The 16,089-nt window shown below is 66.0% G+C and carries 11 protein-coding genes and 1 rRNA gene; 8 read left to right on the top strand and 4 right to left on the bottom strand.

Features of this window, described 5'->3' with window-relative positions:
• Nucleotides 1-94: 94 nt before the first annotated feature.
• The 4 genes from rrf (at nt 95) to rtcA (ending at nt 4,857) form a co-directional block, all read left to right on the top strand.
• Nucleotides 95-207 (top strand): 5S ribosomal RNA (gene rrf / locus IP92_RS29610).
• A 313-nt stretch (nt 208-520) separates the two neighbouring features.
• The gene (locus tag IP92_RS29605) at nt 521-2,548 is read left to right on the top strand and encodes an esterase-like activity of phytase family protein (protein WP_229419038.1); all 2,028 of its coding nucleotides are present in this window, start codon (nt 521-523) and stop codon (nt 2,546-2,548) included.
• 51 nt (nt 2,549-2,599) lie between these two features.
• Nucleotides 2,600-3,829, top strand: coding sequence for an RtcB family protein (locus tag IP92_RS29600; RefSeq protein ID WP_145882291.1), 1,230 nt, complete (start codon nt 2,600-2,602; stop codon nt 3,827-3,829).
• Between the two features lie 5 nt (nt 3,830-3,834).
• The gene (gene rtcA, locus IP92_RS29595) at nt 3,835-4,857 is read left to right on the top strand and encodes an RNA 3'-terminal phosphate cyclase (RefSeq protein ID WP_145882290.1); all 1,023 of its coding nucleotides are present in this window, start codon (nt 3,835-3,837) and stop codon (nt 4,855-4,857) included.
• Nucleotides 4,858-4,864: 7 nt separating this feature from the next.
• Here the strand turns inward: rtcA and IP92_RS29590 are convergent, their stop codons facing one another.
• Nucleotides 4,865-5,506 (bottom strand): glutathione S-transferase family protein, encoded by a 642-nt coding sequence (locus IP92_RS29590; RefSeq protein WP_145882287.1) that lies wholly within the window; start codon nt 5,504-5,506, stop codon nt 4,865-4,867.
• Between the two features lie 26 nt (nt 5,507-5,532).
• A complete protein-coding gene (locus IP92_RS29585) occupies nt 5,533-6,282 on the bottom strand; it encodes a helix-turn-helix domain-containing protein (protein WP_158206750.1) in 750 nt (249 codons plus the stop codon).
• A 390-nt stretch (nt 6,283-6,672) separates the two neighbouring features.
• Here IP92_RS29585 and pedF point away from each other — a divergent pair, with 390 nt between their 5' ends.
• Together pedF and IP92_RS29575 are read left to right on the top strand one after the other, a co-directional pair.
• Nucleotides 6,673-7,146 (top strand): cytochrome c-550 PedF, encoded by a 474-nt coding sequence (pedF, locus tag IP92_RS29580; RefSeq protein ID WP_145882283.1) that lies wholly within the window; start codon nt 6,673-6,675, stop codon nt 7,144-7,146.
• Nucleotides 7,133-7,975: a substrate-binding periplasmic protein gene (locus IP92_RS29575; protein ID WP_229419037.1), complete on the top strand. Its 843-nt coding sequence runs from the start codon at nt 7,133-7,135 to the stop codon at nt 7,973-7,975. Before pedF ends, IP92_RS29575 begins: the two co-directional genes overlap by 14 nt.
• A 16-nt stretch (nt 7,976-7,991) precedes the next feature.
• Here IP92_RS29575 and IP92_RS29570 read toward each other — a convergent pair whose 3' ends face one another.
• On the bottom strand, nt 7,992-10,100 hold the full coding sequence (locus IP92_RS29570) for a TonB-dependent receptor family protein (RefSeq protein ID WP_145882279.1): 2,109 nt from the start codon (nt 10,098-10,100) through the stop codon (nt 7,992-7,994).
• A gap of 252 nt (nt 10,101-10,352) precedes the next feature.
• On the opposite strand from IP92_RS29570, the gene adh reads away from it, so the two are divergent.
• Nucleotides 10,353-11,873 (top strand): aldehyde dehydrogenase, encoded by a 1,521-nt coding sequence (gene adh, locus IP92_RS29565; RefSeq protein ID WP_145882276.1) that lies wholly within the window; start codon nt 10,353-10,355, stop codon nt 11,871-11,873.
• Nucleotides 11,874-11,939: 66 nt separating this feature from the next.
• A complete protein-coding gene (locus IP92_RS29560) occupies nt 11,940-13,679 on the top strand; it encodes a PQQ-dependent methanol/ethanol family dehydrogenase (protein ID WP_145882274.1) in 1,740 nt (579 codons plus the stop codon).
• 13 nt (nt 13,680-13,692) lie between these two features.
• Here the strand turns inward: IP92_RS29560 and IP92_RS29555 are convergent, their stop codons facing one another.
• Nucleotides 13,693-15,504 carry a sigma-54-dependent Fis family transcriptional regulator gene (locus IP92_RS29555; protein ID WP_229419039.1) on the bottom strand — a complete coding sequence of 604 codons (1,812 nt, stop codon included), beginning with the start codon at nt 15,502-15,504 and terminating at the stop codon, nt 13,693-13,695.
• Nucleotides 15,505-16,089: the final 585 nt, after the last annotated feature.

Here is a 16,089-nt window from a genome sequence, read left to right as displayed (position 1 = left end):
TGGTGCATTTACTCTGATGAGTACCCCAACTTTACTTCTTCCGGATTGAGCAGTGACGTTGCCCCATTGGGAACGGCACTGCGTACAAGTCATGCCTGATGACCATAGCAAGTCGGTCCCACCCCTTCCCATCCCGAACAGGACCGTGAAACGACTTTGCGCCGATGATAGTGCTGCAACCAGTGTGAAAGTAGGTTATCGTCAGGCTGTTATTTAGAAAAGCCCCACTGACATGTGTCAGTGGGGCTTTTTGCTTTGAGCTTCGCGGTGCTGGCACCGCGGGGTGCTCGGCCGGGCACTGCCCGACCTCGCTACCGAAGAGAGCCCGCTAGTGAACTAGCGGGCTTTTTTCATTTCCGCTTTAAAAGTTGCCTGGAAAATGGGGCCTGTCACCATTTTTCGAGACATTTCTTAAAAACGAGGTCTGACCCCAAAGCCCGACCCCAAGCGGGTAACGCCAAGTCATCTTCCCGTCACACCCGTCTCGTACACTGCGCCTTTTTATCCTGAAGAGGCTCGCATGAATCTGCCCCGCCTGTCCCTGTTGTCACTTGCTGTCGCGCTGGTTGCCTGCGGTGGGAGTGACAACGATACGCCCGCCGTCACCACTCCCGCACCTACTCGCATTAGCGGCGTGCTGCTCGATGCCGCGGTCGAAGGCGTCGACTACGTGGCGGGGACCGCGGCGCGCGCGACCACCGGCGCGAAGGGCGAGTTCACCTGCGCGGAAGGCGAAACGGTCAGCTTCTCGATCGGCGGCATCGCACTGGGCAGCGCGCCGTGCGCAGCGACCATCACGCCGCTGCAACTGGCCGGCAGCAGCGACGTCAAGGATGTGAAGGTCGTCAACCGCCTGCTCGCGCTGCAGCTCTTCGACGAAGACGGCGATCCGTCGAACGGCATTCGCGTGACAACCGAGACGCGCACTGCGCTGGCCGGCAGGTCGCTGGACTTCGGCGCCGCCGCGGAGACGTTCAATACGGCGCTCGTGCCGGTGCTTGCCAGCGCCGGCAGCAAGTACGCCAGCCGTACCGCCGATGCGGACCGCCGCATGCTGGCCCGCGAGCACTTCGAGGATACGCTGGCTGCGAAGCTGGGTACTCCCGCCGTCGAGAAGTTCACGCAGGGCCCAATCGACGTCAGCGTTACGCGCTACCAGATCCAGGCCGACGCCAAGTTCTATATTCCCTACGAGGGCGCCAATGCAAAGGTGAAGGAAGACTTCCCGCTCGGGTTCCTGCCGTCTTACGGATCATCGCTCGCGTTCAAGGGCACCAATGCGAACGGCGACCTGGAGTTCTACGGTCTCACCGACCGCGGCCCGAATGGCGACGGCCCGAACGTCCCGTCGCCAGGCGGCACCGGCACGACCGGCAGCAAGATCTTCCCCGCACCGAGCTTCGCGCCGTCGATCGGCCTGATCACGGTCGGCAAGTCTGGCGCCATCCTGACTTCGATCATGCCGATCAAGGTATCGGCGACCGTCAACAGCACCGGCTTGCCGATCCCCGAGGGCTCGCTCGGCAATTCGGCGGAAATCCCCGTGATGGATGCGATGAAGTTCGATGCGACGTCGAAGGCGAAGTTCGATGCGAACGGTATCGACAGCGAAGCGATCGTCTTCGACAAGCAGCGCAACGCGTTATGGATCTCCGACGAATACGGTCCGTTCATCGTCAAGGTCGATGCGGCGACCGGCATCATCCAGAACAAGTACGCAGCCGGTACCGGCTTGCCGGCCATCTTCGCGAAGCGCCGTGCCAACCGCGGCATGGAAGGCCTGAGCCTCGACACGAGCACGGACAAGCTGCACGGCTTCCTGCAAAGCCCCCTGTCGGACGGCTCTGCGCTGTACTCCGTCACCGGCAAGAACGAGCAGGTCGAACGCTACGCGCGCTTCACGCGCTGGATCGAGTTCGACCCGAAGACCGGCACGACGACGAAGATGTATGCATACCCGATAACCGCCGCCGACTATGAGAACGGCCGCACCGGCAACGCCAAGCTGGGTGACGTGGTCGCACTGGGCAACGGCAAGTTCATCGTCATCGAGCAGGGGGCGGACCCCAAGGGCAAGGTGTTCAACAAGCTGATGCTGGTGGAGATAGGCGCCGCCACCGATATTTCGGCCGCGGCGTTCAATGCCGACACGTCCGATCTGGAGAAAAGCTCGATGGCCGGCAGCGCCGTCAACGGCGCGGACTGGAGCAAGGTCGTCCCACTGAAGAAGACGGTACTGCTCGACCTGAATGCGATCGGCTGGCTGGCCGAGAAGGCGGAAGGCTTGACGGTGGTCGATGCCAACACGCTGGCGATCGCGAACGACAATGACTTCGGCCTGAAGACAAAGGTGTTCACGCCCACCGGTGACGTGATCGCCGATGCCGATGTCACCAAGTGCACGGTGGACGCCGCCGGCATCATCGTCTCGAGCAGCTCAGCCGGCTGCAATGCCGCCAACACGATCCGCGTCGGGCGCGGCACGGATGCCGAACGGCCGAGCAGGCTGTGGCTCATCAAGTTCGGCAAGGCGCTCAGCAGTTACTGATCGTGTGCGCCTCTCCAGCCGGATCGCTGATAATGCCGGCAGGAGAGCAGCATGAACGATTACGACACGATGGACGTGGCGGGCGGCCGGCCCGTCAAGATGTGGACGCACGGCGTGCCGGTAGAGCCGGAGGCGAAGCAGCAGCTGGCGAACACGGCGAAGATGCCCTTCATCTACAAGCATATTGCCGTGATGCCGGATGTCCACCTTGGCAAGGGCTCGACGATCGGCAGCGTCATCCCCACGCTGGGCGCCGTGATCCCAGCCGCCGTCGGCGTCGACATCGGATGCGGCATGATGGCCGCGAAGACGACGCTGACCGCGAACGACCTGCCCGATAATCTCGGGCCCTTGCGCAGCGCGATCGAGAAGGCCATTCCGCACGGCCTGTCGCCGAAGACGCGCAGCTTCAAGGGCCGCGACGCAGGCTCGTGGCAGGACCCGCCCTCGGCCGTCGACGCCGCGTGGATGCAGCTGAAGGACGAATTCGACGTCATCTGCGCGAAGACGCCGAAGCTGCGCCACACGAACAACTACAAGCACCTGGGCACGCTGGGTACGGGCAATCACTTCATCGAAGTGTGCCTGGATGAGCAGAACGCCGTGTGGCTGATGCTGCACTCGGGTTCGCGCGGCGTCGGCAATGCGATCGGCACGCACTTCATCGAACTGGCGCAGCAGGACATGCGCACGCACCTGGCCAACCTGCCGGACCGGGACCTGGCGTACCTGAAGGAAGGCACCCGGCATTACGACGACTACGTGGAAGCGGTGGGCTGGGCGCAGAAGTTTGCGCGCATGAACCGCGAGGTCATGATGCAGAACCTGATCCAGGCCGTGCGCGCCGTGATCAGGAAGCCGTTCGAGACCCATGTGGAAGCCGTCAACTGCCACCATAACTACGTGCAGAAGGAGCGCCACTTCGGCCAGGACGTGCTGGTTACGCGCAAGGGGGCCGTCTCCGCGAAGGCCGGAGAGCTCGGCATCATTCCCGGCTCGATGGGCGCGCGCAGCTACATCGTGCGCGGCAAGGGCAACGAGGAAAGCTTCACCAGCTGCAGCCACGGCGCCGGGCGGACGATGAGCCGCAGCGAAGCCAAGCGCCGCTTCACGCGCGAGGACCAGGTGCGCGCCACGCAGGGCGTCGAATGCCGCAAGGACGAAGGCGTCGTCGACGAGATCCCTATGGCCTACAAGGACATCGACGCGGTGATGCACGCCCAGCGCGACCTGGTGGAAGTGGTGCACACCCTCAAGCAGGTCGTGTGCGTCAAAGGCTGAAGGCCATGATCGCGCTGGACGGCTCCACGGGCGAAGGCGGCGGGCAGATCCTGCGCTCGGCGCTGACGCTGTCGATGATCACCGGCCAGCCTTTCCACATCCGGAACATCCGCGCGAACCGCCAGAAGCCCGGCCTGATGCGGCAGCACCTGATGGCGGTGCGCGCCGCGGCCGCCGTCTGCGATGCGGAAATCAGCCATGCGGACGTTGGCTCCACCGAACTCGCGTTCACGCCACGCTGCATCAAGGGCGGCGTCTACGAATTCACGATCGGCACGGCCGGCAGCTCGACGCTCGTGCTGCAGACGTTGATGCCGGCACTGCTGTATGCGGATGTGCCATCCGTCGTGAAGGTCAGCGGCGGTACGCACAATCCGAAGGCGCCGCCGGCGCACTTCATCGAGCACGCGTATGTACGCATGCTGGAAGCGATGGGCGCGCAGATCGACTTCGAGCTGAAACGCTTCGGCTTTTATCCGAACGGCGGCGGCGAAGTATGTGCCGCGATCTGGCCCTGCCCGCAACTGCGGCCGTTGCACCTGATGGCGCCCGGTGCGCTGCGGTCGGCGCGGGCAGAAAGCTACGTCGCCGCGCTGCCGCTGTCGATCGCGCAACGCGAACTCGAATGCGTCCGCAAGGAGCTGCGGTGGCGCGACGACCAGGTCGCCGCACATCCCCTTGCCAATGACGAGGGCCCCGGCAACACGGTGCTGATCATGCTGGAGAGCGAGCACGTGACGGAAGTATTCTCGGCGGTGGGAGAGAGGCGCCGGCGTGCCGAGGACGTGGCCGGGGATGCGGTACTGGAAGCGCAGCGCTATCTCGCCTCCGGCGCGGCCGTCGGCGAGCACCTGGGCGATCAACTGATGCTGCCGCTCGCGATTGCCGGCGGCGGCAGCTACACGCTCGATCACGTATCGCAGCACGCGATCACGAACGCGGAAGTCATCGCCCAGTTCCTGCCCGTGCACGTGACATTCGATGCGCTCGAACAGCGCAGCGTGTGCACGATCGCACCACGAGCCTAGGCGTACCTCAGTCCAGCAGCGGTGCCAGGTCGGGATCGCTGTTCGCCATCGCGCGCCGATACGCCGGCCGCTCGCCGATGCGCCGCAGGTATGCACGGATACCCGGATATGGGGCGAGATCGACGGGCTGGAACAACCGCATTGTCGTCAGCGTGAAGACGTGCATGATGTCCGCTGCCGTGAACTCTTGCCCTGCGAAGTAAGGCACCGCACGCAGTCGCGCATCCACGTGTGCCAGCGCCCTGTCCAGGCGGCCCTGCAATGCCTCCTGCACCGGGTGGCTGGCGGGAAGCTGCACCCGGTTCAGGAACAGCATTCGTACCATCGCAGGTTGAAGATTCCCGTTGGCGAAGTGGAACCAGTAGAGAAAGTCCGCGAAGTCGGCGCGTTCCGGGCCGGGTCTCAGCCGGCCGCCGCCATGCCGGGCGATGATGTACTCGACGATCGCCGCGGATTCCGCCAGCAGCAAGCCGTCGTCCTCGATGACGGGCGCAGCACCGAGGGGATGCAGCGCTTTCAGTTCCGGCGGCGACAGCAGCGTGACCGCGTCGCGCGCATGGCGCCGTAATGCATAGGGCACTTCCAGCTCTTCGCAGAGCCAGACGATGCGTTCCGATTGGGAGTGGCCGAGGTGATGGATGGTCAGCATGGTGTTCCTGGTGGAGTTGAATGAGATCAGGCCGCGCGTTCGTGGCCGCGCAGCGCTGTCGGCGCGAAGCCGAAGCGCTGGCGGAACCGCACGGCGAAGCGCGAAGCGGATTCGTAGCCGACGGACAGTGCGATATCGGTGACCGGATAGGTGGTGGCCTGCAGCATGGTCAGCGCGGTGGACATCCGCGCATCGGTCAACAACTCCGTCAGCGTCGTGCCCTCGGCGGCGAGACGACGGCGCAACGTCGCTTCCGACAGCGCGAGTTCGACCGCCACGCGCTTGCTCGTCCAGTCGGCGTCCAGTTGCGGGGTAATCAGCGCGCGCACCCGGTCCGCGACACGGCTGCCGGCCGATGGGGTGCGCAGTGCGATGCCGTCTTCGAGCAGCCAGTGCAGCACCTCGAGCAACCGCTGGCGCGCGATCGGACCGGGAGTGGCCGTGCCAGCGTGTAGCGCCTGGCAGGAGCGCTCGAACGCGGCGGCGAGATTGTCCGACACGTGCGGGAGCAGATGGGCCGGCACATCCCGTTCGACCTGGCTGGCCCGCTCCAGATAGTAGGCGTCACCGAGCAGTGCGCCGTCGAAGAGCAGCCAGCGCGCCTCGTAGTCGCTGCCATGCGGGACAGTGTTCGTGAAGTCGACCGTCTGGTCCGCGGCCAGAACGAGGGCCTGCCCTGGCGTGGCCCGCACGGAACCGCCGCGCTCCGTGCGCACCGTCTTGATGCCCCGGTCGACGAGGATCAGCGCCGCCTGTCCAACGTGGACGCGCAGCACTTCGAGTTCCCGTCCCTGCAGCACGTGGGCGGCGGTTCCGATGCCGGCGCGGGCGTGTATTGCCCGCGGCTGTAAGCCGGCACGGTTCACCGTGCGCCTCGCTCGGCGAGTCTGACGGAAAGGAGAATGACGGCACTGGCGTTCATTGAGCACTCCTTGTGGATACCCGATCAGTGTAGCGCCGCCGTCGCCTTGCTCCTGTGCCGCGCCGATCGTCTTTGGTGCCGATCCGATCACCGGCTGTACCTGTACCATCGGCCAAAGGAACACGTGACAGCTGTTGCATTCTGTAGCAGCGTGCCCGGTGCACAGCCGCGCTGCCTTCTTGTGCGTAGCGTGGCACGCCGCTTGCACTTCATCCCGCATCATTCACCACAAGCAGGAGACACCATGCCACGCATCCGCCTCGGCGTTGCCGCCGCCGTCACGATCACGCTTTCCCTGTATTTTTCTCTGAACGTCGCCGCCCACGGCAACGTCACACCGCAGGCCGTCGACACCACCGGCCTTGCCGCACTGGGTGAAAAATGGCGCGACGAAAATCCCTACAAGGACAACAAGATCGCCCTGCGCATCGGCACCTCCGCCTATACGCAGAACTGCGCCCGCTGCCACGGGCTGGACGCCGTCAGCGGCGGCATCGCGCCGGACCTGCGGCAGCTGGACCGCGACTGCGTCAGCCTGAAGAACGAGGCCAAGAAGAAGGCATGCTACAAGGAGGTGGACGCCTACTTCCTCGGCTCGATCCGGCATGGCAAGGTACGCAACGGCGCCGTCTACATGCCGCCTTTCGAAGGCGTGTTCAGCCAGGAAGCGATGTGGGCGATCAAGACCTACCTGGAGGATCGCCGTGCGCTCAACTGATCCGCGCAGCCCGCGTCGCGCGCTGGTGCGCTGGCTTGCCGCCGCACCGCTGCTCGCATGCGGCATCGCGCCCGCATACGCGGACTGGGAGCGCATCAGCGCGGGCGGCAGTCTGAAGGTGGCTGTGTACGAGGACTTCGCGCCGTTCTCGAACCATGGCAGCGGCATCGACGTGGCGCTGGCCCAGGCGCTGGCGCGGCGGTTGTCGCTGAAGCTGCAATTGCTGCCGTTCCCGGCAGGCGAGAACCTGGACGACGACCTGCGCAATATGGTGTGGAAGGGCCACTACCTGGGCTACGGCCCGGCCGACGTGATGCTGCACGTGCCCGTCGACCGTGCGCTGCTGGCGAACGACAAGGTGCGCATCTTCGCGCCCTATCATGTGGAGACGGTGCGGCTCGTGCGCGACGCGCAGACGATGCCGGCGTTCGCGGGCATCGACGACCTGGCCGGCAAGCGCATCGGCGTCGAGCAGGTCTCGCTCGCGGCGATGCTGCTGCTGGGCGAGGGAAATGGCCGCTTGCGCGACAACGTGCACATCTTCCCCAGCGCCGCGCTGGCCCTGCAGGCGCTGCGGGAGGGCCGGCTCGACGCCGTGCTGGCCAACCGTTCCGAGATCGAGGCGGCGCTGCGAGGTGACCCGCATTATCCGCTGGCGCCGCTGGCGTTCGCACGGCTGCCGCGCGACGGCTGGGCGGTCGGCATGGCCGTACGCAAGGACGATACGGAACTGGCGCGCCGGCTGCAAGCCGCGCTCAACGACATGACGGCCAGCGGCGAACTGGGGGCCATCTTTGCCGCCCACGGCGTGCAGGTGGCACGCCCGTGAGACCGCGTCGCGGCGGCTAGAACTGGTAACGGGCGCTTGCGCCCAGCATCCAGTTCCGCTGCGGCGCCGCTTCGTAATAGCGCTTGTTGGCATCGCCGACGATGACGGAGCCCACGTACTGGCGGTCGAACACGTTGTTCACGCGGGCGAAGGCACGCAACCGCCACGGCCCGAACGCCTGGGTGGCGTTGGCGCGAAGGTTGACGATCGCGTAGCCCGGCGCCGGCTGCTCGGCGTTGGTCTCCTCCGGATATACCTTGGCGCTGGCGATGGTTTCGACAGCGGCGCCGAAACGGCCATCGCGATCCGTCCACGCCACTTCGCCGAACAGATTTGCCGACGGCACGCCCGGCAGACGGCTGCCGTCGCGCACATTGCCGACGGCTTCGTCGAAGATCGCGCGCAGCACGGTGGCCGAGATGCGCGCGCTGATGCCGTTGCTCCAGTTGCCGGCCACGGACAGCTCGCCGCCCTGGCGCAGCGTGCGACCGGCATTGCGGTAGCTCGTGCGGCCACCGGACGATGCGTCGACCACCAGCTCGTCGCGGGTACGGGCCTGAAACAGGGCGGCGTCCACGCGCACGTTGCCGGCGATCGCCTTGACGCCCGCTTCCACGTGCGTGCTGCGGGCCGGGCGCAGAGCGAAGTTGAAGCCGGCGCCCTGGCCAGAGTAGAACAACTCGTTCAGCGTCGGCGCCTCGAAGCCGCGCGCCGCGCTGACGTAGGCGTTCAGCGTTGGCGACACCTTGTACAGCACCGCCGCCACCGGTGTGGTGCGGGCGAAGCGCAGGTCGCCGCTGTCGTCGCCGTTCGACAGGTAGCGGTCGTCCACGCGTGCACGCACGCGGCTGTGCCGCAGGCCGCCGGTGAACTGCCATTTCTCGCCCTGCCATTCGGATTGCAGGTAAGGGTCGGCATTCGATACGGTGTCTTCTTCGTCGCGCCGCAACTGGCCGCGCACGCCGAACGTGTTGCCGACGAAGTTTTCGTAGCCAGTGCGGTAATCCTGCGAGCGGCCGTATTCGATGCCGGCCGTAGTGCTCAACCGTCCGCCGGCCAGCGGGCGCACGTCGAGCCAGTTCACGTCCGCGCCGTAGAAGTCGCGGTCGAAGTCGACCACGCCGCCGGAATGGGACGGGCTGGCCTGGAACGCACGCGAGAACGCTTGGTACTGCACCACTTCGCGGTTGCCGCCATAGACCGTCATGCGCAGGCGGTCGTCGCCGAAGCGCTGTTCCCACGTCGCGCCGCCCTGCTGGTGATCGATGCTCTTGCGGGTGTCGTAGCGCTCGGCCAGCGTGCGGCGCGGCGTCTGCGTGTCGCTGGCATCGATCTCGTTCGCACGCGGGTCGCGCAGGTAGGTGGCCCACGTTGCGCCCAGCGGATCCTGCGTGTCCTTCTGGCGCAGTGCGCCGGCCACGATCGTCACCTTGCCGTCGGCGCCGGTGGTGAACGTCAGTTTCGCCATGCCCTGGTCGCGCCGGGCCGCGCTGTGATCGCGGTAGCCATCAGTATCGAAGCGCGAGGCGTCGAGCAGGAAGCCGACTCCGCCGGCGCGGCCTTCGGCGATCACGTCGGCCTTGCGCGCGCCGTCGCTGCCGGCCGACAGCGTCGTCTCGATGGCCGGCGGCCCGTCGGGCTCGCGCGTGAATAGCTGGATCACGCCGCCCGCGTGGTTGCCGTAGATGGCGGAGAACGGCCCGCGCAGCACTTCGATGCGCTCGGCCACGTCCAGGTCGAAAGTCGCTGCCTGGCCCTGGCCGTCCGGCATCGTGGCCGGGATGCCGTCCGCGATCAGCCGCACGCCCCGAACGCCGAACGCCGAGCGGGCGCCGAAGCCGCGCGACGAGATCTGCAAGTCCTGCGCGTAGTTCTGCCGGTTCTGCGCGACCACGCCCGGCACGGCGGTCAGCGACTCGGAAGCGTTGACGCGCATCTGGTTGTCGCGGATGCGCGCGGCGTCGACGACGTCGATCGACGCGGGCAGGTCGAAACTGCCGTGTTCCGCGCGGCTGGCGCTGACGACCACCACGTCGGCCACCGGCTCATCGGCGGCGCAGGCGAGGGGCGCCAGCGTGACGCCGCACAGCGCCGCGATGGCATGGGAAAGAGGACGGTAGCGCATGGATGCTCCGGGATGGGATGAGTGGTCGAACAGGCTAGCAATATACCTGCCACGGCAAAGCCATGCCACACGCGCCGCAGCACTGGCTGGTGACACGGCTGGGTTGGAACAGGTGCGCCAGTTTGCAACAGGCGTGACACGCCGCCGCGGCGCGCTCCCTCTGGCGCGGGGCTGGCACGGCGCTTGCGCTTTATGGTCGGGCGCATCGCCACCCCGTCCCAGGACGGCCAACCAACATGGAAAGAGGAAGACATGGATCTCGCGGATATCAGCAAGCTGGGCGTCGCCAACCCGTTCCGGCAGCGTTACGACAACTACATCGGCGGCAAATTCGTCGCGCCGGTCCAGGGCCAGTACTTCGCCAACATCACCCCGATCACGGGCCTGCCGTTTTGCGAGGTCGCCCGCTCGACCGCGGAAGACGTGGAGCTGGCGCTCGATGCCGCCCACGCGGCGCGCGAGGCGTGGGGCCGCACGTCGCAGGCCGACCGCGCCATCATCCTGAACCGGATCGCCGACCGGATGGAAGCGAACCTGCAGACCTTGGCCACGGCCGAGACGATCGACAACGGCAAGCCGATCCGCGAGACGATGGCGGCCGACATCCCGCTGGCGATCGACCACTTCCGCTACTTCGCCGGCTGCATCCGCGCCCAGGAAGGCTCGGTGGCACAGATCGATGCGGACACGTATGCGTATCACTTCCACGAACCGCTGGGTGTCGTCGGCCAGATCATCCCATGGAACTTCCCGATCCTGATGGCCGTGTGGAAGCTGGCGCCGGCGCTGGCGGCCGGTAACTGCGTCGTGCTGAAACCGGCCGAGCAGACCCCGGCTTCCGTGCTGGTATTGATGGAGCTGATCGCCGACCTGCTGCCGCCCGGCGTCGTCAATATCGTCAACGGTTTCGGGCTGGAAGCCGGCAAGCCGCTGGCCTCGTCGAAGCGCATCGCGAAGATCGCGTTCACGGGCGAGACGGGCACCGGGCGCCTGATCATGCAATACGCCGCGCAGAACCTGATCCCCGTCACGCTGGAGCTGGGCGGCAAATCGCCGAACATCTTCTTCGAGGATGTGATGGCGGCCGACGATGCGTTCTTCGAGAAGTGCCTGGAAGGCTTCGCGATGTTCGCGCTGAACCAGGGCGAGGTGTGCACGTGCCCGTCGCGCGTGCTGGTCCAGGAGTCGATCTACGAGCGCTTCATCGAACGGGCGCTGGCGCGGGTGGCCGCCATCAAGCAAGGCAACCCGCTCGACCAGGAGACGATGATCGGCGCGCAGGCATCGCAGGAACAGCTGGACAAGATCCTGTCCTATCTGACCATCGGCAAGGAGGAGGGCGCGCAGGTGCTGGCGGGCGGTGAGCGGCTGGCGCCGGTGGGTGAGCTGGGCGGCGGCTACTACGTGAAGCCGACCGTGTTCAAGGGCGAGAACTCGATGCGCATCTTCCAGGAAGAGATCTTCGGCCCCGTGGTTGCCGTGACGACGTTCAAGGACGAGGCGGACGCGCTGCGCATCGCCAACGACACGCAGTACGGCCTGGGCGCCGGGGTGTGGACCCGCGACGGCGCGCGCGCATTCCGCGTCGGCCGCGGCATCCAGGCCGGCCGCGTGTGGACCAACTGCTACCACCTGTATCCGGCCCATGCGGCATTCGGCGGCTACAAGCAGTCGGGCATCGGGCGCGAGAACCACAAGATGATGCTGGAGCACTACCAGCAAACGAAGAACCTGCTGGTGAGCTACAACCCGCAACCGCTGGGCTTCTTCTGACGCGCTACCCGGGCCGGCACGCGAGCATCGTGCCGGCCCGGACGACAACCACCAAAGGAGACGAACGTGCAAAACCTCTTTACCGGCGTGCTGCTGGGGGCTGCCGCCATCGCGGCGCACGCCGCCAGCGTCACGGATGCGATGCTGGACAATGCGGCGCGGGACACGGCCAACGTGCTCTCGTCCGGCATGGGCGCGCAGGGCCAGCGCTATTCGCCGCTCAACCAGATCAACCGCGGCAACGTGGCCCGGCTCGTGCCCGCGTGGTCGTTCTCGTTCGGCGGCGAGAAGCAGCGCGGCCAGGAATCGCAGCCACTGGTCTACAACGGCAAAATGTTCGTGACCGCATCGTACTCGCGCATCTTCGCCATCGACCTGAAGACGGGCGCCAAGCTGTGGAAATACGAGCACCGGCTGCCGGAAGCGATCATGCCCTGCTGCGACGTGGTCAACCGCGGCGCGGCGCTGTACGACAACCTCGTCATCTTCGGCACGCTCGATGCGCAGCTCGTCGCGCTGGACCAGGAGACGGGCAAGATCGTCTGGAAGGAAAAGGTGGACGACTACGCGGCCGGCTACTCGATGACGGCCGCGCCGCTGATCGCCAAGGGCGTGCTGGTGACGGGTGTATCCGGTGGGGAGTTCGGCGTCGTCGGCCGCGTGGAGGGGCGCAATCCCCGCACGGGTGAACTGCTGTGGAGCCGGCCGATGGTCGAGGGCCACATGGGCTACCGCTACGACAAGGACGGCAACGCGATCGAGAACGGCGTCACCGGCACGGTGAACGAGAGCTGGCCGGGCGAGTTGTGGAAGACGGGCGGCGCGTCCACGTGGATGGGCGGCACATACGACGCGAGCACGGGCCTCGCGTACATCGGCACAGGCAACCCGGCGCCATGGAACAGCCACCTGCGGCCGGGTGACAACCTGTATTCGTCGTCGACGGTGGCGCTGGACCCCGAAACGGGTGTGATCCGCTGGGCATACCAGAGCACCCCGAACGACGCATGGGACTTCGATGGTGCCAACGAGTTCGTCACGTTCGACATGAACGGCCAGCGCCTGGGCGGCAAGGCGGATCGCAACGGGTTCTTCTACGTGATCGACGCGAAGACGGGCAAGCTGCAGAATGCCTTCCCGTTCGTGCGCAAAATCACGTGGGCAAGCGGAATCGACCTGGAAACAGGACGGCCGAAGTTCATCGACGCGGGCCGGCCGGGCGATCCGACCAAGGGCACGGCCGGCGAGAAAAGCGGCGCCGTGTTCGCGGCACCCGCGTTCCTCGGCGCGAAGAACCAGCAGCCGATGGCATACAGCCCGCAGACCGGCTTGTTCTACGTGCCGGCCAACGAGTGGGGCATGGAGATCTGGAACGAGCCGATCACGTACAAGAAGGGCGGGGCATTCCTCGGCGCGGGCTTCACGATCAAGCCGCTGTTCGACGACTACATCGGCGCATTGCGCGCCGTCGATCCGAAGACGGGCAAGATCGTGTGGGAAGCGAAGAACAATGCGCCGCTGTGGGGCGGCGTGATGGCCACTGCCGGTGGCCTCGTTTTCCATGGCACGCCGGAAGGCTACCTGAAGGCGCTCGACGCGAAGACGGGCAAGGAGCTGTGGAAGTTCCAGACCGGCTCGGGCGTCGTCGCACCGCCCATCACGTGGGAGGACGGCGGTACGCAGTATGTGGCCGTCGTCTCCGGCTGGGGCGGCGCGGTGCCGCTGTGGGGCGGCGAGGTGGCGAAGAAGGTCAACTTCCTCGAGCAGGGCGGCTCCGTGTGGGTGTTCAAGCTGGCCGCCAAATAAGGGCAGCGGCCCGTCAGCCGCCGGGCCGTTGCGCCAGCTTGCGGTAGATCGTGTTGCGGGACACGCCCAGTGCGCGAGCCGCGGCCGAGACGTTGCCGCCATGCTCGCGCAGCGTGCGCTCGATCAGCGCGTGCTCCATCGACTCGAGGTCGCCGCCCGCTGCCGGCAGCGGCGCGGCCGCTTGCGGAGATACGGCGGGGGCGACGTCGTCCATGAAGTCGTCAGGCATGTGCTGGGGCCCGATCTCGTGTTCGTCACCCGCCATCACGACGGCGGTGCGCAGCAGGTTCGTCAACTGGCGGAAGTTGCCGGGCCAGCGGTGCTGGTGGAACAGTCGCATCAGGTCCGGCGTTACGGTATGGCGCCCGCCTTCCTGTGCGAGGATCTTGCGGACGACCGCCTCCAGGTCGGTGCGCTCGCGCAGCGGCGGCAGTTTCACCACCAGGCCGTTGAGGCGGTAGTACAGGTCTTCGCGGAACAGGCCATTGGCGATGCGGTCGCGCAGATTGTGGTTCGTGGCGCAGATGACGTCCACGTCCACGGGCACCGGCTTGTTGCTGCCGAGTGGTGTGACGACGCGTTCCTGCAGCACGCGCAGCAGGCGCGCCTGCAGGCTGTGCGGCATGTCGCCGATCTCGTCGAGGAACAGCGTGCCGCCGGCCGCCTGGGCGATCTTGCCGCTGGCGCCCTTGCGCCGCGCGCCGGTGAACGCGCCCTCCTCGTAGCCGAACAGCTCCGACTCGATCAGCGTTTCGGGGATCGATGCGCAGTTCACCGCCACGAACGGGCCCTGCGAGCGGGGCGAGTCGTGGTGGATGGCCTGGGCCAGCAGCTCCTTGCCGGTGCCCGTCTCGCCCATGATCATGATCGGGATGCCCTTGCCGAGCACCTTGCCGACGCGGTCCAGCACCTGCTCGAGCTGGGCATCGCCGGTTCGCAGGTAGCGCAGCCCGGAGAGGCGGCGAGGCGGCTGCGGAATGCTCGCTGGCGCTGCCGGCTCCGTCGCCTGGAAGTGACCGTGCGTCAGGCGCAGCTGGGCGCGGGCGGCGACGCGCACGCCGCTGGGCAGGGAGAGGTCCAGCAGGCCCGGGCTGGCAGTGCGGTAGTGATCGTAGAGCGCGGCGACGGGCAGGCCGAAAAGGGACGTGAACGAATGCGTCTGCAGCGCGGCATGGGACAGGCCGAGCTGGAACAAGCCGCTGCGGTTCGCCGCCAGGAAGCGGCCGCCCGGCGTGAATGACGCGATCCCCTCCATCAGCGTGCCGATGAATTCGGGGCGGGCGTGGAAGTGCAGCGTGATCGCATCTTCGAAGGCGGCGGAAAACAGCTGGTTTTCCACCATCAGCGCGGACATGCGCACGAGGGCCATCGTATGCTCATGGAAGCTGCGCCGGTCGCCGGAGACGTCCAGCACGCCGACGACATTGCCCGCGTGGTCCATGATGGGCGCGGCGGAGCAGGTGAGGAAGTGGTTCGCGGCCAGGTAGTGCTGGTCCGCGTGGACCAGCGTCGGCTTGCCCTCGACAATCGCGGTGCCGATCGCATTGGTGCCCTTGCTGCGCTCCGACCATGCGACGCCAGGCTGCAGCGCGACCCGATTGGCCTTCTCGAGAAAGTCGTCGTCGCCCAGCGAATGCAGGATGACGCCGTGTGCGTCGGTGAGCAGCACCATGTGGTGCGTGTTCGCGATCTGCTGGTACAGCGTCTCCATCGCCGGCACCGCATGGCGATGCAGCAGCCGGTTCTGCTCGATCAGCAGGGACAGATCGGTGCGGCCCAGCGGATCTTCGACAGGGACATCGCCCGGATCGAGTCCGAAGGACATGGAGCGCTGGTGGGAGGTGAGGATGACGCCGGCGATGTCGTTCGGCCGGGCGAGCGGATTGCTCACTTCTGGAACAGTGTGCTGGTACATGTCTCCGATCCTTATATGGCCGTCTGACGCGGCGGTTGGCCTGGGGCGTGTTTCTCAATGTAGCACCTGTGTCGGAATGGAACAGGGGAAACCGCCGGCGGGCGTTGTCAGAATGTCTAAGCAAAGAAAATGCCAGAGGGCTTGCGGGACGTGATCCGGTTTGCTATAGTTCTGTCCCTCGCAGCGAACAACGACGTAGCGAGATGTTGAAAGCGCGAAGCGCTGGAAACAAAGAGGGGTTGACGAGCTGCACGAAACACCGCATAATCTCATCTCTCTGCTGCTGACAAACACAACGATTTGTCGATAACTGCAGCGTACGCCGAAAGGCGCAGAATTCTTTAACAATCAACAGTCGATAAGTGTGGGCGTTTGATGATGTGCCCTGAACTTCGGTTCAGATAGCTCAAAATATATAGCATCAAACGCTTACACAAGTAATAAACGTAATCATCTTCGGATGATTCGTCAGTATTCTTGAGTAAGTGACCCTCG

The sequence above is a fragment of the Pseudoduganella flava genome, assembly GCF_007830495.1.
Lineage (GTDB): Bacteria > Pseudomonadota > Gammaproteobacteria > Burkholderiales > Burkholderiaceae_D > Rugamonas > Rugamonas flava.
Note: the sequence above shows the minus strand (reverse complement) of the source record. Positions and strands in the feature narration are given on the sequence as shown.

Bases quoted from the DNA above. Each gene is read 5' to 3' on its own strand.
- IP92_RS29570 (WP_145882279.1), bottom strand. From the start codon at position 10,100: ATGCGCTACCGTCCTCTTTCCCATGCCATCGCGGCGCTGTGCGGCGTC.
- adh (WP_145882276.1), top strand. From the start codon at position 10,353: ATGGATCTCGCGGATATCAGCAAGCTGGGCGTCGCCAACCCGTTCCGG.
- IP92_RS29590 (WP_145882287.1), bottom strand. From the start codon at position 5,506: ATGCTGACCATCCATCACCTCGGCCACTCCCAATCGGAACGCATCGTC.
- IP92_RS29600 (WP_145882291.1), top strand. From the start codon at position 2,600: ATGAACGATTACGACACGATGGACGTGGCGGGCGGCCGGCCCGTCAAG.
- rtcA (WP_145882290.1), top strand. From the start codon at position 3,835: ATGATCGCGCTGGACGGCTCCACGGGCGAAGGCGGCGGGCAGATCCTG.
- pedF (WP_145882283.1), top strand. From the start codon at position 6,673: ATGCCACGCATCCGCCTCGGCGTTGCCGCCGCCGTCACGATCACGCTT.
- IP92_RS29555 (WP_229419039.1), bottom strand. From the start codon at position 15,504: ATGTCCTTCGGACTCGATCCGGGCGATGTCCCTGTCGAAGATCCGCTG.
- IP92_RS29605 (WP_229419038.1), top strand. From the start codon at position 521: ATGAATCTGCCCCGCCTGTCCCTGTTGTCACTTGCTGTCGCGCTGGTT.